At 65.6% G+C, this 18326-nt stretch carries 22 protein-coding genes; 9 read left to right on the top strand and 13 right to left on the bottom strand.

Features of this window, described 5'->3' with window-relative positions; genetic code table 11:
- Positions 1 to 41: 41 nt before the first annotated feature.
- Genes AC1U2B_RS04320 through AC1U2B_RS04310 form a run of 3 tightly spaced genes read right to left on the bottom strand, consistent with a single transcriptional unit; the run spans position 42 to position 2204 of the window.
- The gene (locus tag AC1U2B_RS04320) at positions 42 to 536 is read right to left on the bottom strand and encodes a YbaB/EbfC family DNA-binding protein (protein WP_480215815.1); all 495 of its coding nucleotides are present in this window, start codon (positions 534 to 536) and stop codon (positions 42 to 44) included.
- Positions 533 to 859, bottom strand: coding sequence for an ESX-1 secretion-associated protein (locus tag AC1U2B_RS04315; RefSeq protein WP_480215814.1), 327 nt, complete (start codon positions 857 to 859; stop codon positions 533 to 535). Before AC1U2B_RS04315 ends, AC1U2B_RS04320 begins: the two co-directional genes overlap by 4 nt.
- Positions 849 to 2204 (bottom strand): EspA/EspE family type VII secretion system effector, encoded by a 1356-nt coding sequence (locus AC1U2B_RS04310; RefSeq protein ID WP_480215813.1) that lies wholly within the window; start codon positions 2202 to 2204, stop codon positions 849 to 851. The genes AC1U2B_RS04315 and AC1U2B_RS04310 overlap by 11 nt, the downstream gene beginning before the upstream one ends.
- A 256-nt stretch (positions 2205 to 2460) precedes the next feature.
- Here AC1U2B_RS04310 and AC1U2B_RS04305 point away from each other — a divergent pair, with 256 nt between their 5' ends.
- The gene (locus AC1U2B_RS04305; protein WP_260938038.1) at positions 2461 to 3252 is read left to right on the top strand and encodes a polysaccharide deacetylase family protein; all 792 of its coding nucleotides are present in this window, start codon (positions 2461 to 2463) and stop codon (positions 3250 to 3252) included.
- 529 nt (positions 3253 to 3781) lie between these two features.
- On the opposite strand, the gene AC1U2B_RS04300 is transcribed toward AC1U2B_RS04305, so the two are convergent.
- Positions 3782 to 4633 carry an LLM class F420-dependent oxidoreductase gene (locus tag AC1U2B_RS04300; RefSeq protein WP_480215812.1) on the bottom strand — a complete coding sequence of 284 codons (852 nt, stop codon included), beginning with the start codon at positions 4631 to 4633 and terminating at the stop codon, positions 3782 to 3784.
- Between the two features lie 71 nt (positions 4634 to 4704).
- On the opposite strand from AC1U2B_RS04300, the gene AC1U2B_RS04295 reads away from it, so the two are divergent.
- Genes AC1U2B_RS04295 through AC1U2B_RS04280 form a run of 4 tightly spaced genes read left to right on the top strand, consistent with a single transcriptional unit; the run spans position 4705 to position 6868 of the window.
- Entirely contained in the window at positions 4705 to 5706 is a 1002-nt protein-coding gene (locus AC1U2B_RS04295) for a PHP domain-containing protein (protein ID WP_480215811.1), read from the top strand.
- A gap of 10 nt (positions 5707 to 5716) precedes the next feature.
- The gene (locus AC1U2B_RS04290) at positions 5717 to 6139 is read left to right on the top strand and encodes a hypothetical protein (protein WP_480215810.1); all 423 of its coding nucleotides are present in this window, start codon (positions 5717 to 5719) and stop codon (positions 6137 to 6139) included.
- Between the two features lie 16 nt (positions 6140 to 6155).
- Positions 6156 to 6479, top strand: coding sequence for a DUF4333 domain-containing protein (locus AC1U2B_RS04285; RefSeq protein WP_480215809.1), 324 nt, complete (start codon positions 6156 to 6158; stop codon positions 6477 to 6479).
- On the top strand, positions 6476 to 6868 hold the full coding sequence (locus AC1U2B_RS04280; RefSeq protein ID WP_480215808.1) for a hypothetical protein: 393 nt from the start codon (positions 6476 to 6478) through the stop codon (positions 6866 to 6868). The genes AC1U2B_RS04285 and AC1U2B_RS04280 overlap by 4 nt, the downstream gene beginning before the upstream one ends.
- 21 nt (positions 6869 to 6889) lie before the next feature.
- Here AC1U2B_RS04280 and AC1U2B_RS04275 read toward each other — a convergent pair whose 3' ends face one another.
- From AC1U2B_RS04275 to AC1U2B_RS04265, 3 genes are read right to left on the bottom strand one after another with little or no spacing between them, the layout of a single operon-like run.
- On the bottom strand, positions 6890 to 7321 hold the full coding sequence (locus AC1U2B_RS04275) for a pyridoxamine 5'-phosphate oxidase family protein (RefSeq protein ID WP_480215807.1): 432 nt from the start codon (positions 7319 to 7321) through the stop codon (positions 6890 to 6892).
- Positions 7322 to 7349: 28 nt separating this feature from the next.
- Entirely contained in the window at positions 7350 to 8561 is a 1212-nt protein-coding gene (gene dinB, locus AC1U2B_RS04270; RefSeq protein WP_480215806.1) for a DNA polymerase IV, read from the bottom strand.
- A gap of 31 nt (positions 8562 to 8592) precedes the next feature.
- Entirely contained in the window at positions 8593 to 9228 is a 636-nt protein-coding gene (locus tag AC1U2B_RS04265) for a TetR/AcrR family transcriptional regulator (protein WP_480215805.1), read from the bottom strand.
- Positions 9229 to 9306: 78 nt separating this feature from the next.
- Between AC1U2B_RS04265 and AC1U2B_RS04260 the strand changes: the two genes are divergently transcribed.
- Positions 9307 to 10776, top strand: coding sequence for a flavin-containing monooxygenase (locus tag AC1U2B_RS04260; protein WP_480215804.1), 1470 nt, complete (start codon positions 9307 to 9309; stop codon positions 10774 to 10776).
- A 67-nt stretch (positions 10777 to 10843) separates the two neighbouring features.
- On the opposite strand, the gene rraA is transcribed toward AC1U2B_RS04260, so the two are convergent.
- The 3 genes from rraA to AC1U2B_RS04245 are packed head-to-tail and all read right to left on the bottom strand — an operon-like array spanning position 10844 to position 12474.
- A complete protein-coding gene (gene rraA / locus AC1U2B_RS04255) occupies positions 10844 to 11323 on the bottom strand; it encodes a ribonuclease E activity regulator RraA (RefSeq protein ID WP_043402448.1) in 480 nt (159 codons plus the stop codon).
- A gap of 24 nt (positions 11324 to 11347) precedes the next feature.
- The gene (locus AC1U2B_RS04250; RefSeq protein WP_480215803.1) at positions 11348 to 11797 is read right to left on the bottom strand and encodes a histone H1-like repetitive region-containing protein; all 450 of its coding nucleotides are present in this window, start codon (positions 11795 to 11797) and stop codon (positions 11348 to 11350) included.
- 20 nt (positions 11798 to 11817) lie between these two features.
- Positions 11818 to 12474 (bottom strand): DUF6474 family protein, encoded by a 657-nt coding sequence (locus AC1U2B_RS04245; protein ID WP_043402454.1) that lies wholly within the window; start codon positions 12472 to 12474, stop codon positions 11818 to 11820.
- Positions 12475 to 12781: 307 nt separating this feature from the next.
- Here AC1U2B_RS04245 and AC1U2B_RS04240 point away from each other — a divergent pair, with 307 nt between their 5' ends.
- The 3 genes from AC1U2B_RS04240 (at position 12782) to AC1U2B_RS04230 (ending at position 15938) form a co-directional block, all read left to right on the top strand.
- Positions 12782 to 14224 (top strand): hypothetical protein, encoded by a 1443-nt coding sequence (locus tag AC1U2B_RS04240; protein ID WP_480215802.1) that lies wholly within the window; start codon positions 12782 to 12784, stop codon positions 14222 to 14224.
- 62 nt (positions 14225 to 14286) lie between these two features.
- Positions 14287 to 14778 (top strand): ImmA/IrrE family metallo-endopeptidase, encoded by a 492-nt coding sequence (locus AC1U2B_RS04235; protein ID WP_043402463.1) that lies wholly within the window; start codon positions 14287 to 14289, stop codon positions 14776 to 14778.
- On the top strand, positions 14775 to 15938 hold the full coding sequence (locus tag AC1U2B_RS04230) for a hypothetical protein (RefSeq protein WP_480215801.1): 1164 nt from the start codon (positions 14775 to 14777) through the stop codon (positions 15936 to 15938). Before AC1U2B_RS04235 ends, AC1U2B_RS04230 begins: the two co-directional genes overlap by 4 nt.
- Before the next feature lie 48 nt (positions 15939 to 15986).
- Here AC1U2B_RS04230 and AC1U2B_RS04225 read toward each other — a convergent pair whose 3' ends face one another.
- From AC1U2B_RS04225 to AC1U2B_RS04215, 3 genes are all read right to left on the bottom strand, one after another.
- Complete coding sequence (locus AC1U2B_RS04225; RefSeq protein ID WP_043402926.1) at positions 15987 to 16385, bottom strand: helix-turn-helix domain-containing protein; 399 nt, start codon at positions 16383 to 16385, stop codon at positions 15987 to 15989.
- A gap of 447 nt (positions 16386 to 16832) precedes the next feature.
- Positions 16833 to 17366: a peptidase gene (locus tag AC1U2B_RS04220; protein WP_260935301.1), complete on the bottom strand. Its 534-nt coding sequence runs from the start codon at positions 17364 to 17366 to the stop codon at positions 16833 to 16835.
- Between the two features lie 216 nt (positions 17367 to 17582).
- Positions 17583 to 18206, bottom strand: a complete 624-nt coding sequence (locus AC1U2B_RS04215) for a superoxide dismutase (protein WP_043402473.1) — start codon at positions 18204 to 18206, stop codon at positions 17583 to 17585.
- Between the last annotated feature and the right edge of the window lie 120 nt (positions 18207 to 18326).

Genomic DNA, 18326 nt, shown 5'->3' with positions numbered 1-18326 from the left:
CAGTCGGAGCAGGTGGGGCCGGGGGCGAAATGTACACGCCCTCAGTCCTGTTCGTGTTCGTATCGGGTGGCGAAGACCTCGGCTTTGTCGGCGAGGGCGGCCTCGACAGTCGGTAGGCCGAGTTCTCGATGCAAGTAGCTTGTTGCGTAGGCGCGGTCGACTCCGGCATTGGCCAGCATTGCCGAGATGAGGAGATGTTGGCCGGCGAGTGCATTCTGTTTCGCGAGCCGCGCGATTATCGAAATCTCTTCTGCTAGTTCGCGTTCCGTCATCCGCGCAGCGCGAGGAGACAGTTCCACACGGTACGGCGCGCCGTTCGGCAACGCAGTTACTGACACTGTGCCAGGAGGGTTCGTTACCGTGAAGATCAGCGATTCGACTTCGTCGGCATCGTCGGATTCCGACTCCATCGGGCTGGTTTGCGAGACTTCATCGTCGAGATCCGCTGATTCTTGGCCGTACAGCGCGTCGAGAGAGGACGCGTCTGCTCCTTCCTCGTCAGCGTCCCAGGCGCCGGCATTGTCGCCGCTATTCACCGGGGCATCGCTTGCGTGATCATCTGCTTGCCGATGTCGTCGCCCTTCTCGTAGTACTCGGAGGCATCGGTGAGTTTGAGGTCGAGTTCCTCGGAAGTCTTCTGCATTTGTCTGCCTCCGGCGGCGCGCGCCGTGTAGGCCGCTGAAACTGCCAGGTGAGTGGCTTCGCAGGCGATTCCGTGAGTAGCAGACACCTGACCTGCAGCGCTCTGCACGGCGATCGTTGCGCCGCCGATCTGGACCGCTGCGGTCCGCTGCCTCTCCGCCAGCTTGAGAAGGTGGTCGGTCAGGACCTTGAGGTTCTTTTCCTGGTCAGTTGCCATGGGCTGATCCGTTCGTCGTCTGTGTGGTGTCGGCGGTTGGCCGGGGTACTTCCGCCCCGTCCTCAGGGGCGTGCACAGGTGCTCGGGGGCCCGGGTTGGCGGCGCGGATATCCGACGTCGCCGTGATTTGCGGCGACGTCGCACTCTGCGGACCGCGTGGAGTCGCAGCGACTGGAGTCGTGACATTTGGCTGCGGAGGACGCGGCGCGCTGCTGGCAGCGGGTGCGGCTACTGCCGGTTGGTGTGGCGCGAATGCTGCCGGCGCAAGCGGTGTCGCAGGTGCGGGTCGGGTTGCCGGTGCCGCGGGCTGTGCTGGCGGGCTGGATGGCGGTGGCGCGGGAGAAGCCGGAGCGGGCTGAGCGGACGGTCCAGCAGGCATGCCGTACGGCGTCGCCGGGGGACCAGTTGGGATCGGCTCTTCCGGCGGCGTGTACGGCTCGTTGGCCTCCGTACGTTTTGGCTTCTTGGTGCCATCCTCTGGCCGCGGCATCTTCGGCCCGTTGGGCTGCTCGTCTTTGTCGAGCCGCGGTGGCATGTGGTCCTTGTCGGGTACGGGAAACGGCGTCGCCCCCAAGGGCGCGCCGGACTTGTCCTCCAGAGCTGCGCCGTAGTGATCGAGATGCCCACGAATACGGTTGGCATTCTCAAGGCTGTTCTTTACGAGAATCGTCAGCGTGATGCCTGCGGTGGCTAGTGTCGCGGTAGCCACTGCGGTGTCAAGCGCGATCTTGAGGGCTCGGGCAGGAGCGGGGCCGTAGTTGGCCCACATGGTCGTGCGGTCATATTGCTCCAGCCATTCCACGTCGTCGCTGAGCGATTGTCGCGTGCGCGTGACCTGACCGGCTTCGGTGTCGAGAATTCCGGCGATCTTGTCGTCAGCGTCCATCACGGTGGATACGACTCGACGATGGGAGGCGTTCGTTGCGGCGTACACCTGCGAGGCTGTGCCGTCCCATTGGTCTGCCTGGGGCTGTGCGCGGTCGAGCGTCATGATCACCGAATTCAGCTTCTTGCTCGACTTATGGAAATCGGTGCCGTCGTAAGGTGTCCCGGTTCCGGTGGCCTTCTCCATGCCTTCGATGGTCTTGATCGCTGCCCAGATGATCTTCGAGGCGGGATCGGTCATCTGCGCAGCCTTGAATGGCTTCGGTACGGAGGCGACCGAACCGCCTAATGCGCCCAGCGACTCCACGATGTCGGCGCCATCGGCCATCACCTTGACTAGATCGCGTCCCGCGGCGATGTAGTCGTGACGTCGAACATCGCCTATTAGGTGGCCGGTGTCGATAACGCCGTTGACGACGCCGCTCGTGATCTTGGACGGAGCCTCGAGAATCTCGGTCACGCTCTCAAAAAGTCCCACAGGCCCCCCAAATCAAATCCCCTGGACCAGCGTAACTGCGGCAGGTGTCCCCGACCGACGGAAATGCGGCGCGCCCCTGCGCATGGCGTTGATAACAGCTCGATAGCGCCGGGTGTGTCGCATGAGGCTGGTGTTACTGAAGTTGCACAATGGATCAGTTCGGGTCCCGATCGACCAGAACTGAATACTTATGGCGAACTACTCCACTACCCCCGGACCCCAGTTCGCCGGCTCCGAGCTGAGCCGGCGACGCTTTCTGGTCGGCTTGTCCGCCTCGGTGGTGGCCGGGGTGGGCCTGGCGCGGTGCGCTTTCGACGGGCCGACAGCCGCTGTGGCCGCGGCACCGCCGACGTCTCCGTCGGAGCCGGTGCGACACGGCATGGGATTGGCGTTGCCCGGTGGCGGCGAGCTCAGCAGCCTGCCGGACGTGGCCGGTAACCGGGTGGCGATCACCCTCGACGACGGCGTGAGTTCCGAGGTGGTGCGCGCGTACACCAAGCTCGCGCGAGACACCGGGATGCGGCTCACCTATTTCGTCAACGGCAGGTACCAGTCGTGGACCGAGAATCGGGATCTGATGCTGCCGTTGGTGGAGTCGGGGCAGATTCAGCTGGGCAACCACACCTGGTCGCATCCGGACCTGGCGAAACTCTCCAAGGACGAGATCGTCGATCAGCTGGAGCGCAACCACAAGTTCCTGCAGTCGACCTTCGGGGTCGACTCCCGGCCGTACTTCCGGCCGCCCTACGGCAGCCACAACGCGATCGTCGACAAGATCGCCGCGGAGCTCGGCTACTCGACGCCGACCATGTGGACGGGATCGCTGGGTGACGAGAACATCGTCACCGAGGACTACATCCTCAAGATGGCGGGCAAGTACTTCACGGAGCAGACCGTGGTCATCGGTCACCTGAACCACCTGCCGGTGACGCACGTGTACGGCCAACTGGTCGACCTGTTGAAGGAACGCAACCTGCGGACGGTCACGCTCGACGACGTGTTCCGGAAGCCGCGCGAACTGCCAGTCTGATCCGCATGGTGACGTAGCTCATATTGTCCGGTAGGTCACTTAGGTCGACGCACCACTCTTAAATTAAGAGGGCGTTAAGGGCATCTCGCGCAACATGAATCACTTCAGTCACACCAGAAACGCGAATGTTACTTTCGGCGCGCCTCCGGAGGTTTGCCGGTGACCGGCGTTGTAATGAAATCGCGAGGGCCTTGCGATAGTCTGGCCCCACGGTGCAACCAAACGCCGACCGCAGGAGTGATCACCGTGTACAACAACCCGCTAGCGCGCACGCGTATGGGACGTATTGCCTGGTCCCTGTTCCGCCATCCAGTCAAGAGCCGCGAGTTTCCGGCCAAGAACGAGCGTCTGGCCACCGCAGCGGACATGGTCCGCTTCGGCGTCTAGCGCCAGATCGGCCGTCACGGCCGACCGTAATCGGCGGTAACGTCAGCTGCTTTGCTGACCGTTATCAATTTGTGACCTCCGCGATAATTAAGAACCTAGCCCGCCCGGAACCGATCTCTCGGCTCCGGGCGGTTGCCGTATCTCAGGCGGTCAGTAGCCCGGAGTCCCGGATGGCTTCGGCCAACGGCTCCAGCACGGCCGGGTCGTGCGGTTGTGGGATGTAGATGATCGCCAGATCCAGGCCCTCGGCGGCCAGCCCGGCAGCCTCGTCGACCACCTTGCGGTAGTCGCGGTCCTGGCCGAGCCGGACGTGCGCCGACAGGGTGATCTCCTTGGGATCGCGACCGATGTCGGCACAATGCGCGGCGAGCACGTCGCGCTTGCGGGCAAACTCCTCTGGCGTCCCGCCGACGAAGTTCCAGTGATCGGCGTACTTGGCGGTGATCTTCAGGGTGCGCTTCTCGCCGCTACCGCCGATGCAGAACGGCGGATGCGGCTGCTGTGGGCCCTTCGGCTCATTGCGGGCGTCCTTCAGTTGGTAGAACTTCCCGTCGAAGGTCGTGGTGTCCTGGCTGAGCAGGCCTTTGAGTACCTCGCAGGCCTCTTCGAAGCGGTCGAACCGCTCTTTGATGGAGCCCAACTCGATGCCGTAGGCGCCGGACTCCTCCTCGTTCCAGCCGGCGCCGATGCCCAGCTCCAGCCGGCCGTTCGAGACGATGTCCAGCGCGGACGCCATGTTGGCCAGCACTGCCGGGTGTCGATAGTGGATGCCGGTGACGAGGACTCCGACCCGCAGCCGGTTGGTGGCCTGCGCCAGCGCGGTCAGCGTGACCCAGCCCTCCAGGCAGGGACCCGCGGAGTCGGAGAAGATCGGATAGAAGTGGTCGAAGGTCCAGCCGGACTCGAATACGTCGATGTCGTCGGCGGCCTGCCAAACGGCGAGCATGTCCGACCAGGTGGTGTCTTGCGGTGAGGTTTTGAAGGCGAATCGCACGCTTATTGAAACTAGTCAGGACCGTCGACTAATTCCTGTGAGTTTCCTTGACGCGTTGGCAGACTGGACCCATGGACCCGGTGGCCGCGCTGCGAGAGATCGCCTTCTACAAGGATCGTGCGCGTGAGGAATCCCGCCGCGTCATGGCATATCGCAAAGCCGCGGACGTGGTGGAGGCGCTGACTCCCGAACAACGCGAGAAGCTGGGCCGGACCAACGGCTGGCAGACACTTGCCGGCGTCGGACCCAAGACCGCCGCGGTGATCGCCCAGGCGTGGGCGGGCCGTGAGCCCGAAGCACTCCTCCAACTTCGCACTGCGGCAGCCGATTTGGGTGGGGGAGCGCTGCGTACGGCACTGAAGGGGGATCTGCACCTGCACTCCAACTGGTCCGACGGATCGGCGCCGATCAGCGAAATGATGGCTACCGCACAACGTTTGGGCCACGAGTACTGTGCACTCACCGACCACTCGCCGCGGCTGACCGTGGCCAACGGTCTGAGTGCAGACCGGCTCCGTCAGCAGCTGGACGTCATCGACGAAATCCGGGAACGGTTCGCACCGATGCGGATCCTCGTTGGCATCGAGGTCGACATCCTCGACGACGGTTCGCTGGACCAGGAACCCGAGCTGTTGGAGCGGCTCGACGTGGTGGTGGCCAGCGTGCACTCGAAGTTGTCCATGGACGCCGCCGCAATGACCCGACGCATGGTCCGCGCGGTGTCCGGTGGTCGGGCGAACGTGCTGGGCCACTGCACCGGCCGTCTGGTCGAAGGATCGCGCGGCACCCGGCCCGAATCAAAGTTCGACGCGGCCGCGGTGTTCGCGGCATGTGCCGCCAATGATGTTGCGGTGGAGATCAATTCGCGTCCCGAACGGCGGGACCCGCCGACCCGGCTGCTGAATCAGGCATTGGACACTGGGTGTCTGTTCTCGATCGACACCGATGCCCATGCGCCCGGCCAGCTGGACTTCCTGGGCTATGGAGCGCAGCGCGCACTGGATGCCGGTGTGCCACAGGAGCGGATCGTCAACACCTGGCCGGTCGAGCGCCTGCTCGCGTGGACCGCGTAGCGTCGAACCCATGGTTCTCGGTACCGCCACCGTCGTCACGATCTTCGCGGCCGGCCTGATCTTCCTGCTGGCCCTGATCCTCGGCATCTGGAAGTACCGGCAGATGGCCGTCAACCCGGATCATCTGGCGCACCCCTACGTCGACATCGCGCACCGGGCCGCGCTGCTGTACTCGTTCTCCACGTTGCTGGTCGCCGTGTTCGTGCAGCTCTCTGCCTGGCCGATGTGGGTGAACCTCACGGCCGCAATGGTTTTGGTGTTCTTCTTCGTGATCGCGATCGCCGCGTACATCCAGCACGGATTTCGGCAGGACACCACCAATCAGTTCGAGCACCCGAGCGGCGGTCTGCACGCCGGCATGGTGGCGCTGATCCTCGGTGAGGTCGGCGGGTTCCTGGTGCTGCTATCGGGTTTCGTGGTTGCACAACTCTGAGCCGAGGGAGCTCGACATGATCGGTCGATCGAAGACGCGGTGGGCCGCGGCACTCGCGGCGGCGGTGGGCATCCTGGCTTCGTGCTCCGTCCACGTCGGCAATCAGGCGACCACCATGCCGAAAGAGAAGCTGGAGGCTGCGGTCAAGGCCAAACTCAGCCTCAAAACCACATCGAACATCGACTCCGTGGTCTGCGATGGCGGCCTAGAGGCCACGGTGGGCGCGGCCCAGTCCTGCACCGTCGTCACCGGCGCGACGAGTCGGCGGGCAACGGTGAGAGTCGCCGACATCCGAGGGTCCGACATCGGCCTCAGCATCGAACTCATCCCCGGCAAGTGACACTCCACGACTGCCTGCTGCAGCTGAACAGCCCGGCGCGCCCATGGTTGATCCGCGACGGCGCACCGGAGGGCGTCGACCTGGTGGCCGAATGGAAGTCCGACGACCCGGACTGGCGACAGGTGCTCGAAGACCTTGCGGTGACACTGACCTTCCAGATTCACCTGAGGCTGGATGCCGAGGCCCGACTCCTACACGCGGTGGATCACCTGGTCGAATGGCGACAAGACGCCGAGGGTCAGTGGATCGAGTGCCACGACACCGGCGACCTGCAGCTGTTCTGGTCAGGCAACTCGAACTGCATGCACCACTTGATCACCACCGACGACATCAAGATCCCGATCCAGCAGTGCGTCGCCGAAGCAGGGTGGACGTACCGCGTGGGTTAGCGGGCCGTCGGTGTCAGCCGGTCAGACCTCGTCAGAGAAATCGGCGGTGAGCCACCGGTCGGGACGGACGGTGAACAGGACGGTGGCAACGCCTGCCATCGAGCGGACGAACTCGCGCCCGGCCTCTTCACCCAGATAGCGGACCGCGATTTCTTCACGCGCGTCCTCCGGTGCGGGGGTGGCGGTCTCGATGACCGAGCCCTCGACGATCACGTACTGGTAGGGCGGCTCTTCCCGCTGGACCACGAGGGAGACCACGCCCGCCTGCTCGATCAGCTTGGCCTTGCGACTGCCGGCCCCGGTGTTGATCCGGATCAACCCGTCAGGGGTGTAGTCGTACCAGATGGGGACACTCGACGGCGGCCGGCCGTCTTCGGCGGCCACGGACAGCACCGCTACGTGCTTGTCGGCGAGGAACTGTTCGCGTTCTGCTTTGGTCAGGTTTCTCGGCATGACCCCCGCAACACCGCGTCGCCCCTCGCTATTCCGGCAGCATCGGCATCTCCCAGCCCGGGTCCGCTCCGACGAGCACACCGCGGGTCAGGCACGCATTGCCGAACTTCTGCCGCACCAGATCGACGGCGCAGTCCACCGCGGCGGTGTCGGGCTCACCGTCGAACGGCAGCTCGAGCTGTTCGGTGCCGCCGGTGTCGACATTCGACACCGAGAATCCCAGCAGGGTCAGCCCGCGCTCGGTGAGCATCGGCCCCGCGGCGGCCACCAATCCGCGTGCGGCCGTGAGGATTTCCTCGGTCGACGCCGTTGCGCGACGCATGGTGTGCGAGCGGGTGGCGCGACTGTAGTCGTCGAACCGCAGGCGCAGGACCACCGTGCGTCCGGTCCGGCCGCTGCCGCGCATGCGGCGGGTGATGCGGTCGATCAGGTTGATCACCATGGCGTCGATCTCGTTGTCGGACATCGTGTTTCCGCGCCGTCCCACCGCCCGCTGAGCGCCGACCGAACGGCGCCGGACGCCCGTCGTCACCCGCCTGCGGTCGATGTTGTGCGACAGCGCGAACAGTTGGCGTCCCATGCCTGCGCCGACCATGGCGCCCAGCGCCGACTCGGTCAGGGCCGCGACGTCGGCGACGGTTTCGACACCGTGTTCCCGGAGTTTCTCCGCCGTCTTCGCCCCGACGCCCCACAGGTGCTGCACCGGCAGCGGATGCAAAAACGCGAGCTCACGATCCGGCGGCACCAGCAGCAGTCCGTCTGGCTTGGCTTCCCGGCTCGCGACCTTGGCCAGGAACTTGGTGCGGGCGATGCCGACGGTGATCGGCAGCCCGACGCGCTCGCGGACCGCGTCGCGCAGCGCCGCGCCGATCTGGACCGGGGTGCCCGACACCCGGCCGAGGCCGCTGACGTCGAGGAAGGCCTCGTCGACCGAAAGCGGCTCGACCAGCGGGGTGGTGTCGTGAAAGACCTCGAACACCGCCTTGCTGGCTGCCGAGTAGGCCGACATCCGGGGCGGCACGACGATGGCCTGCGGACACAGGCTGCGGGCCTGATGCCCGCCCATCGCGGTGCGGACGCCGAACGCCTTGGCCTCATAGCTCGCGGCGAGCACGACACCGGCGCCGACGATCACCGGTCGACCACGCAGTGCGGGATCGTCCCGCTGCTCGACCGAGGCGTAGAACGAGTCGAGGTCGGCATGCAGGATCGCAGCTGCTTCGGCGTCCGACACGAACATATGTTCGCACAGACGTTCGATATGCGGTAGGTCAGCTGCTGTAGATGCTGCTCAGCCAGATGTGGGTGAGGGTGTTCACGACGTCGTCGTGAGCGACGGCCCCGGGCTCGCCGGCCAGGGTGGCCATGATCATGCGCTCGTTCATCAGGTTCAGCGAGGTAGCCAGGTCCCGGGCGGGCAGGGTCTCGGGCGCAGCGCCGCGCGTGCGCTCCGCGGTGATCAGGGCGGCGGTCAGGTTGATCCACTTTTGCATGAGGCCGGCCCAGACCTCGCGGAATTCGGGAACAGTTCGGACCGCTTCGACGCCGGCCCGGGCGGTGGCCGGGTGGGAGCCGAACGAGCTGAAGAAGATCTCGATGCCGTGCCGGATGGCCTCCCTGGGGTCGGCCGGCATGTCTTCGAGCGCGCCGTCGAAGCCGGTGTCGGCCCGCTTGATCAGCGGATCGAGCAGCGACAGCAGCACCGCTTCCTTGGACGAGAAGTAGAAGTAGAACGTCGGCCGCGAGATGCCGGCGCCTTTGGCCAGGTCGTCGACGGAAATCTCGGCGAAGGAGCGCTGTTGCAGCAGGGTGGTCGCGGTGGCCAGGATGGCCGCTTCGCGGTCGTCGCCCGAGGGTCGAGCCGCGCGTCTGCCCCGGGGTGTCCGGGTCTGTGCGGCGGTACTCATGCAGCTGAGCCTAACAGTTTGTCGAACTTTTCAACACATTGTTGACCGACTCAACACCGTGTTGATACCGTCGGTACCATGATCGAACACTTCGATGTTGTCATCGTCGGCGCCGGCATCTCCGGCATCAGCACCGCCTGGCATCTCCAGGACCGCTGCCCCACCAAGAGCTACGTGATCCTGGAACGTCGGGAGAACATCGGTGGCACCTGGGACCTGTTCAAGTACCCCGGCATCCGCTCGGACTCCGACATGTTCACCCTCGGCTTCCGGTTCAAGCCGTGGGAGTCCGCCAAGTCGATCGCCGACGGCGAGTCGATCTGGAACTACATCAATGAGGCCGCCGACGAGAACGGCATTCGGCAGCACATCCGCACGGGTCAGCAGGTCACCTCGGTGGACTGGTCGGACGCCGACAACCGCTGGACCATCGACATCGTGGCCGGCGGCGAAGCCAAGCAGATCACCGCGTCGTTCCTGTCGGTGTGCAGCGGCTACTACAACTACGACCAGGGCTACTCGCCCGAGTTCCCCGGCGCCGCCGACTTCAAGGGACAGGTCATCCACCCGCAGCACTGGCCCGAGGACCTGGACTACACCGGCAAGAACGTCGTCGTGATCGGTTCCGGCGCCACGGCCGTCACGCTGATCCCGTCGCTGGTGAACGGCGGCGTCGGTCACGTGACCATGCTGCAGCGCTCGCCCACCTACATCGGCGCGCTGCCGCTGGAGGACCCGGTGGCCAAGCAGACCAACAAGTTCCTGCCGAAGCACTTGGCGCACTTCGTGAACCGCTGGAAGCAGATCGGTTACAGCACCGGCCAGTACCAGCTCGCCCGCAAGTTCCCGGCCGTGTTCAAGAAGGCGCTGCGCCAGATGGCTGAGCGCCGGCTGCCCGAAGGCTTCGACTACGACAAGCACTTCAGCCCGCGCTACAACCCGTGGGACGAGCGAGTCTGCTTGGCGCCCAACGGCGATCTGTTCAAGGCCATCCGCTCGGGCAAGGCCGGCGTCGTCACCGACACCATCGAGACCTTCACCGAGAACGGCATCAAGCTTGCCTCCGGCGAGGAGCTGCAGGCCGACATCATCGTCACCGCAACGGGTTTGAACATGCAGCTGTTCGGTGGCGCGACCGCGCACCGCAACGGTGAGCCGATCGACCTGCCCGGCTGCATGACCTACAAGGGCCTCATGCTCTCGGGCGTGCCGAACATGGCGATCACCTTCGGGTACACCAATGCGTCCTGGACGCTCAAGGCCGACCTGGTGTCCGAGTTCATCTGCCGCGTGCTGAACTACATGGACGCCAACGGTTTTGACCGCGTCGAGCCGCAGCACCCCGGCGGCAGCGTCGACGAACTGCCGTTCATGGACTTCACCCCCGGCTACTTCAAGCGGGCCATGGACAGCCTGCCCAAGTCGGGTTCGGAAGCGCCGTGGAAGCTGAAGCAGAACTACTTCTTCGACATGCGGACCATCCGGTACGGCAAGGTCGACGAGCAGTCCCTGCAGTTCACCAAACACCGTGTGGCCGTGAACGTTTAGTTCGCTGCCCAGCAGACGCAAACTGCCCCTTCTCGAACGAGAAGGGGCAGTTTGCGTTTGTTCGTGATTACGGGGTGACGACGACGATGCCGTCCTCGTCGCAGTAGGCGATGTCGCCGGGGACGAAGGTGACGCCGCCGAAGGTCACCTCGACGTCGCGGTCGCCCGCTCCGGTCTTGGTGCCCTTGCGGGGGTTGGTGCCCAGCGCCTTGATGCCGACGTCGATGGTGCGCAGCGTCGAAGCGTCGCGCACCGGGCCGTTGACGATGACGCCCGACCAACCGTTGTCGTGGGCGAGGCCGGCGATGATGTCGCCGACGAGGGCGGTGTGCAATGATCCGTCGCCGTCGACCACCAGGACGCCGCCGTCGCCCGGCGTCGACAGGATCGACTTGAGCAGGGCGTTGTCCTGGAAGCACTTCACCGTGGTGATCCGGCCGGCGAACATGGTCCGACCGCCGTAGTTCTGCAACTGCAGATCGCAGCTGCGGACATCGGGATAGATCTCGTCGACGAGGTCAGCGGTGGCGCGGGGTTCGATGGTCACCCGCCGATTATCTCAGGGGCGCTGTCAGTCGGCGGCGCGGCGTCGGACCAGCAGCACGAGGAGCAGGGCCAGCACAGCCGCGGCGATCACCGCGGCCGCCGGCACCCCGGAACGCTGGGGAACGGGCGGAGCCAGCGTGAGGACGGGCAGTGCGGCAGGTGCCGCTTCGACGGGCGCCGGCGGTTCGGGGACCGGGAGTTGGGGGGCCGCAGATTCGGGAGCCGGCGGTGCCGGTGGCGCGACCTTCGGCGGAGCCTTCTTTGCGGGGGCCTTCTTTGCGGGGGCCTTCTTGGCCGGGGCGGTGGTCGCGGCCTTCTTGGCGGGAGTCTTCTTCGCCGGCACCTTTTTGGCGGGCACCTTCTTGGCAGCGGCCTTCTTCGCCGGCGCTTTCTTGGCGGGAGTCTTGTTGGCCGGCGTCTGATTCGCCGGAACGCTGGGCTGCGACTCGTCGGGGGAGTTCTGCTCGTCTGCCATACGGGTGCTCCTCCGAGCGGTCAGGACACCCCGAGGCGGGCCAGGACGTCTGCGTCGATGCCGTTGAGCTGGTTGTCGATGGCGGCGTGCGCGGTCCGTCGCTGCGGGGCCGGCATGTTCTCCGCCGCAGTCACCGCGGCAGAGAGGTCCGCCAGCTTGCCCGTCAGCGTCGTCACGAACTGCTTGGTCTCGGCGTCCTTGGGCTTGTTCTCGGCCACCTGGCGCAGCGAGCGCTCTGCGCCGGCGATCCGAGCGGACAGCGCGCCGCCGGTGCCGGAGAACTGCCCGATCTGGCTCAGCGGAACGCCCAGCTGGTCCGCGCGGCGTTGGTCGATGACTCCGCGCGCGGAGATCGCCGCCCGGTAGGCCACCGGCACGACGACAGGCGCGAGGATTCGCGACACCATCAACAGCCGGCGAATCTTGGTCGGCGAGAGCAGCTTGCCTTCGCGGACTGCTTGCAGCCGGGTTTCAGCAACTTTGAGTGCCACTTTGTCGCTGTCGCGCTGGGCCTTGACGCCGGCCCGGTCCCGCTTGGTTTGCCGGCGGCCGTCCGCCTTGATGCGCCGGGCCTCGTTCTTGGCAGACAGCCGCGCTTCGAGTTTTGCCTTCGCCTTGATCGCCTTCGCCTCGGCGCGGCGGGTTGCCCGGCTCTTGCGTCGCTTGAACAGGCCCATTCCGGCTGACCTCCCGGTCGTCTCGACACGTGTGCACGATCTTGCTGCGATGGTGACGCCACCTTATCGTCCGTGGGCTGGAATCGGGCACCGGGTCGCAGGTCGAATTACGCCGCAATTCAAAGGTGGAATTTCCCACATTTCTGACTACTTTATCCAGCAAACAAAGTCGGGCAGTTGTGCGACAATTATTCAGAATTCAGCAGAGCGGGTTTTCGATGCCATGAAAGCGGAGGGGACGATGGCGCCACGCCAACGAATAGCTACAGCTGCCGCTCTGACGGCATCTGGGCTGTTGATCGCTGGCATGGGCGGTGCAAACGCCTTCGCTGACTCTGCAGCTTCCGGTAGTGGCTCGAGTGACCACAGTGGCGGAGCTTCGCACCACGCCGACAAGCCCGGCGGCAGCTCAACCGCTGGTGGCGGGCACAAGGCCCCTGGGCGGCCGACCAAGCCGACGGACGGCCAGTCGCAGACGCCGTCGACCGGTAGTACCGGTTCGGGCGCGAAAACAGATAAGCGCGGCGCATCGGGCGGCGTTGCCAAGGGCGGTTCCGAAGCCGGCGTTCACGGCCCCGGCAATACCGGTGAATCGGGCAAGAATACGTCCGAAAGCAATCCTTCCAGCAAACAAAACAATGCAACTTCGCCGGGTCGATCCGAGGAATCTGGAACATCAAACCCGGCCGCTGGCGAACATCAGCCGTCGGCCGGCTCGTCGACGCAACAGACGGAAACCGGAACGACCACCGGCACCACCGCGCCCGCCGCAACGGGCGGGACGAGCCAACCGGAACCGGCTGGCGCGTCGGGCCCGGCGCCTGCCACCGCCATCCACCTCCCCGGCATCAGCCTCCCCGGTATCAAGCTCCCCAGCCTGCCGAGCCTGCCCGGACTTCCTGGCCTGCCGGCGCTTCCGCACCTGCCCGGTCTGCCCGCTCCGGGCGGTGTCAGCCCAGGCAGCGGCTCGGCAAGTCCCGCGTCGCCGACGTCGCCCACCAAGACCCCGGCCAAACCGAAGCCGGCCGCCGCGACGACCACCATCAACCTGGGTGGTCTGACGTTCTCCCTGCCGTCCGCGGCGGTCCACACGTCGCCGACCGGCGCCGTGCAGGGCGTGGACCTGACGAAGATCCCGCTGGCGGCACTGGTACCGCGGTTGCCGCGGTGGGATCAGCTCCCGCAGCTGCCCGACATGTCGAACATCCCGGTGCTGGCGCAGCTCGCCGCGATTCCGGTTTTCGTCCTCGCCCACATCGAGCCGGTCTATGACTTCGTCGCAGGGCTCACCAACGCCACGCTCGACGCCGCGACGTCGCTGCCGTTCATGCAGACGTCGATTTCGATGCTGAGCGAGCAAGTCGTGCCGGGCATGAATCTCGGACGCCCGAACCGCATGCCCGTGCCGACGGGGAGCCTGCCGGTGGCGCCCGTGCTGGATACGCCGGCATTTCCCGCGCTGAAACTGGACAGCCCGGTCGTCGTCAGCGCACCGGCCGAAGTTCCGGCGGTGCGGTCACCGCAACCGACCACTTTCGGCACAAAGAACGAGATCGTCGCCGAACCCGCATTCCGCGCCGGATATCCTGACTACCTGCGCGCGGCCGGTCTCAGTGAGGTGGCGGCGGTGGCCGTCCCCGGCTTCACCGGCATCCTCATCCTGACGGGCGCCGGTGGGCTGGTCGGGTACCGGCAAGCGCGCGCTGGTCACGTGGTCCGCCGCAGCGGCACTGCGCGATTTATGACCTGACAGAACGGGTCTGCGGCACAATTGATGGCAACCGTGCCAATCGCAGTGAAAGGGGGTTCGGCATGCCCGCGAGCCGCCGCGTCACACGCGCAGTCAATTCGGTGCTGGATCTTGCCCCGCGACGTGGTGAGGTCTCACTCGCCCGTCTCGTCGACGCGGTCAGTGAGGACCGTGGCCGCCCCATCGAGGTGACCATGGCCGACCTGCCCGCCGGTGTGTGCGGACAGTGGCGCCAGTACAACGACCGCGATGTGTTCCTCTTGCAGAAGGGGCTCCCGGCCGGTGACCGGACCCTCGCCCACGAACTCGGCCACCTCGTTCTCGGCCATGACGGCGTCTCCGTTGTCGAGGCCGCCCGGGACTCCATGGAGCTGGCGAGTTCCGATCTCATCGGTTACATGCTGAATCAGCGGACCGGTTGCATGGGGCCGGCCGGCGAGGAAGCCGAACAGGAAGCCGAGGACTTCGCCGCGCTGCTGATCCACCGGCTGGGTCGTCTGCCCTCTGACCGGTCCTCGATCGTCCAGATCCGTCTCGGCGAGGCGTTTGGTTGATCATCTGGGTAATCGCCGGCCTGCTCGGCCTGGCGACCGGCCTTCGTATCGGTTGGGCACTGGTCAACAAACAGTCGCTCGTCAGCGCAGCGATGATCGTCGCACTCGGCAGCCTGGGCTTGGTCGCGGCGCTGAACTGGGAGCCGCTCACACTGCTGCTCGACACCATCCTGCACTGGCCGAACGTGTCCAGCATGCTCAGCCAGGTGGCGCTGATCGCCTGTGCCGCCGGCAGTTGCGTCATGATCACCTCGGCGTCCTCGAGCCGTAAACCGTTGGCGATCCGGCGCATCGCCATGGCCCAGTACAGCGTCGCCGCGGCCATCGCGGTGCTCACGCTGGTGCTGTTCTTCCTGACCCCGCGGCAGCCCGAGATGGCGCCGGAGGAGTACCTGCGCCGGAATCTCGGTTCGGGCGGCAACTCGCTGTCGTGGCTGCTGCCGTTGCTGTACGTGCTGTTGGCGCTGACGCTGGTCGCCTGGGCCGGGGTGCGTAACTCCAACCGGACCCGGCGGGGCCGGGCCTTGTTCGTCTTCAGCATCGGCATCGTGCTGATCGTGCTGGCCAGTGCTTTCATTCTGCTGCGCGCCGTGGGCAGCACCCAGCTGGTCGGAGTCGGCGCGGCAGCGACGATCCTCGGCTGCGCCATGCTGGTGGTGGCCAGTGGCTCGCTGTTGCCCAGCGTCGAGGACTGGTTCGGGGCCCGGCGGGAGCTGCGGACCATCGCGCCGCTGCTTGCTGAGTTGAGTCGCCGGCACCCGAACATCGGGATCGGCGTGCGCCCGCGCGGGCCACTGTTGTTTCGGGTTGCCGAGCAGATGTCGCTGATTTCGGACGCGCTGTACCTGGAGGCCACCGCCGTGCTGGACGGTGGCGGCGCAGGGGGCAGTCAACGCGTCGACGTCGCGCCCGAGGCACAGGCACGGCGGGTGGCCAGCTGGATCTACGACGGTCGCAGCGACCGGCCGAAGGGCGCGTCGCGCACGAAGTTTCCCGGGCCGAGCTGGCTGAGGCAGCCCGCGACGTATTCGGATCGGGAGTGGATTCTGGCGATTGCCGCGGAGTTCCGCGCGCTGGAGCAGCAGGGTAAGGCTGACGCGACCGGAGCGGCCGCCAAGGCGCCGGTAAGTCGGGTTAAAGCAGTACGACCAGCGGATTAACGGAATCCGCTGGTCGTAATGTGGTCTAGCCCGGTCGGGCTAACCGGATTAGCTGTCGAGGTTCTCTTGGCGACGCAGCTCGTCGACCTTGTCGGCGATGTCCTTCTTGGCTTCCGGGGACAGGCCGACGGTACGAGCGGCAATGCGGCGGATGCCCTCATCGCGCATGTTGGCGAGCCAGGTCAGCTCCCGGTCGAGCTTCTCGTAGTACTCGTCGTCGGTGAAGTAGGCCGGCTTGATCCTGAAGAAGTTGGCAAGCGCGGCCATGGTCGCGACGGACGGGTTGGTCCGGTTGCCCGAACGCAGCTGCGACAGGTACGGGGCGGACATGGTCACACCTTCGGCCTTGAGTGCAGCGATGACCTCGGCAGATGTGTGTGCACCGCGTCCTGGCGGGTAGACGGTGTCAAACAGCCGGTTCAGCCGAGCGGCGAACGTCATGCTCATCGGTTCTTCCTCCACTTAACGATATCTCTAGGCGTCAGTGTCACTATTTGCTGACTATCGTAGCGAGAGTTGCGCCGGGAGCCAAGTGCAAACCACGGAAAACTCGATCCAGCTACCAAATTTGTCGGCCTAAAGGCCTCCGAACAGGGATTCTAAGCGCGGATCTCAGGGCCTGCCTGCAGTCGGAGGAGGCAAATTTTGACGCGTGTGCTATTTTGCCCGGACCTCGGCTGCGCGTCGCACCGCAGTCTCTGTCGGGTGGTGGACGATTCAGCAATCCGGGGGCAGTGCGGTCGGAATCGTCCTAAGTGTTTGCCGTTAGCCTACCGGCCATTAACCATGACGGCAGGACGTGGCAACCGCCCGCGCTGCTGGTCGAGTGCGCTGGGCGGCATGGCGCCGACGCAGCAAGAATGCGTACTTCTTTGCTGTTAACCCACTGTTGGGTTAGGCGGCAAGCAGCATCGCGAGAATCGCGGTATCGGGGTGGCTGATGGGGTCCACGCCGACCCTGCTGACCATCGATGTGATGGTGCCGTCCGCTTCGGCTTCAACCCAGGCGGCCCGGTGGTCGAGTCCCAGGTAAGGAAGTCCGGGTAGGAGCAGGCAGCCGGATGCGGCACCGCGGCACTCCGGGAGGGAAGGTGTCGTCTCGGCGGGCGGATGGAGCATCAGCAGTGCCGTCGGCTGGTGGTCGGCGAAGTATCCGGGTGGCACCGCGGCTTCGCCAACAACGGGGCCTTCGGCGAGAACCAGGCCGACCGTTCCCGGCTGTGGATGTTCTGGAAGTTCTTCGCGCGCCCCGAAGATGGTGGTGGTTGCCAGCAAGCCGGGCAGTGAGGCCACCCGCACGGCGACCATCAGTAGCTGGGCCCATTCCTTGGTGGAATCCGGCCACCGCCCGGAGACCACGAACCCCTTCAGTGCGCCGCCGGAATGGAACGGGGCAATTTCGACCGCTTGACCAGACCCGCTGTCCATGGCTGCCTCCGGGTGCTCAAACAACAATCCATCGATACGACAGTGGATCGCTGGTTCCAGGGTGCGGCAGTGGCGGGTTAGCACGCAAGAGTGCCCGAGTGCCAGAAGTGTCACGTGAGCCGAAAGTGGATTTCGGCTCGCGCAGCCGAAGTTCCGGTGGTAACGAGAACGGGGCGCCGCGCAAGCGCGACGCCCCGTTGCCCTTCAAACGCGAGATCAGCCGAAGATCAGACCATTGGTCTTCGTGGTGGCGGCGGCGAAGCGCTCCTGCACGTCGGCCCAGTTGACGACGTTCCAGAAGGCCTTGACGTAGTCCGCCTTGACGTTCTTGTACTGCAGGTAGAAGGCGTGCTCCCACATGTCGACCTGCAGCAGCGGGATGATGCCGAGCGGCACGTTGGCCTGCTGGTCGTACAGCTGGAAGGTCAGCAGCCGGCCGCCGAGGCTGTCGTAGCCGAGCACTGCCCAGCCCGAGCCCTGCAGGCCGTTGGCGGCCGCGGTGAACTGCGCGCGGAACTTGTCGAACGAACCGAACTGATCGTCGATCGCCTGTGCGAGCTCGCCCGTCGGCTTGTCGCCACCGTTGGGGGACAGGTTCTTCCACCAGATCGAGTGGTTGACGTGGCCGCCGAGGTGGAAGGCCAGGTTCTTCTCGTTCAGGAAGATCGCGGCGTGGTCGTCTCCGGCCCGCGCCTCCTCGAGCTTGGCCACCGCATCGTTGACGCCCTTGACGTAGGCCGCGTGGTGCTTGCTGTGGTGGATTTCGTTGATCTGACCGGAGATGTGCGGCTCCAGAGCGCCGTAGTCGTAGTCCAGTTCCGGCAAGGTGTACTCAGCCACAGGATTCCTTCCTTAGATGATCGCGTGCGGGATCAACGACCCTAGTCGGGGTTCGTCCACAGATCCGAGACCACATTGCTCCATCGCTGCGCGCACCGCAAGGACACCCCCGTAACAGGG

The sequence above is a fragment of the Mycolicibacterium sp. P4_G11 genome, from assembly GCF_056555145.1.
Note: the sequence above shows the minus strand (reverse complement) of the source record. Positions and strands in the feature narration are given on the sequence as shown.

Excerpts from the sequence above, each read along its gene's own strand:
- AC1U2B_RS04315 (WP_480215814.1), bottom strand. The coding sequence starts at position 859 with ATGGCAACTGACCAGGAAAAGAACCTCAAGGTCCTGACCGACCACCTT.
- AC1U2B_RS04295 (WP_480215811.1), top strand. The coding sequence starts at position 4,705 with ATGGACCCGGTGGCCGCGCTGCGAGAGATCGCCTTCTACAAGGATCGT.
- AC1U2B_RS04290 (WP_480215810.1), top strand. The coding sequence starts at position 5,717 with ATGGTTCTCGGTACCGCCACCGTCGTCACGATCTTCGCGGCCGGCCTG.
- AC1U2B_RS04285 (WP_480215809.1), top strand. The coding sequence starts at position 6,156 with ATGATCGGTCGATCGAAGACGCGGTGGGCCGCGGCACTCGCGGCGGCG.
- AC1U2B_RS04275 (WP_480215807.1), bottom strand. The coding sequence starts at position 7,321 with ATGCCGAGAAACCTGACCAAAGCAGAACGCGAACAGTTCCTCGCCGAC.
- dinB (WP_480215806.1), bottom strand. The coding sequence starts at position 8,561 with ATGTTCGTGTCGGACGCCGAAGCAGCTGCGATCCTGCATGCCGACCTC.
- AC1U2B_RS04265 (WP_480215805.1), bottom strand. The coding sequence starts at position 9,228 with ATGAGTACCGCCGCACAGACCCGGACACCCCGGGGCAGACGCGCGGCT.
- AC1U2B_RS04260 (WP_480215804.1), top strand. The coding sequence starts at position 9,307 with ATGATCGAACACTTCGATGTTGTCATCGTCGGCGCCGGCATCTCCGGC.
- AC1U2B_RS04250 (WP_480215803.1), bottom strand. The coding sequence starts at position 11,797 with ATGGCAGACGAGCAGAACTCCCCCGACGAGTCGCAGCCCAGCGTTCCG.
- AC1U2B_RS04245 (WP_043402454.1), bottom strand. The coding sequence starts at position 12,474 with ATGGGCCTGTTCAAGCGACGCAAGAGCCGGGCAACCCGCCGCGCCGAG.
- AC1U2B_RS04240 (WP_480215802.1), top strand. The coding sequence starts at position 12,782 with ATGGGCGGTGCAAACGCCTTCGCTGACTCTGCAGCTTCCGGTAGTGGC.
- AC1U2B_RS04235 (WP_043402463.1), top strand. The coding sequence starts at position 14,287 with ATGCCCGCGAGCCGCCGCGTCACACGCGCAGTCAATTCGGTGCTGGAT.
- AC1U2B_RS04225 (WP_043402926.1), bottom strand. The coding sequence starts at position 16,385 with ATGAGCATGACGTTCGCCGCTCGGCTGAACCGGCTGTTTGACACCGTC.
- AC1U2B_RS04220 (WP_260935301.1), bottom strand. The coding sequence starts at position 17,366 with ATGGACAGCGGGTCTGGTCAAGCGGTCGAAATTGCCCCGTTCCATTCC.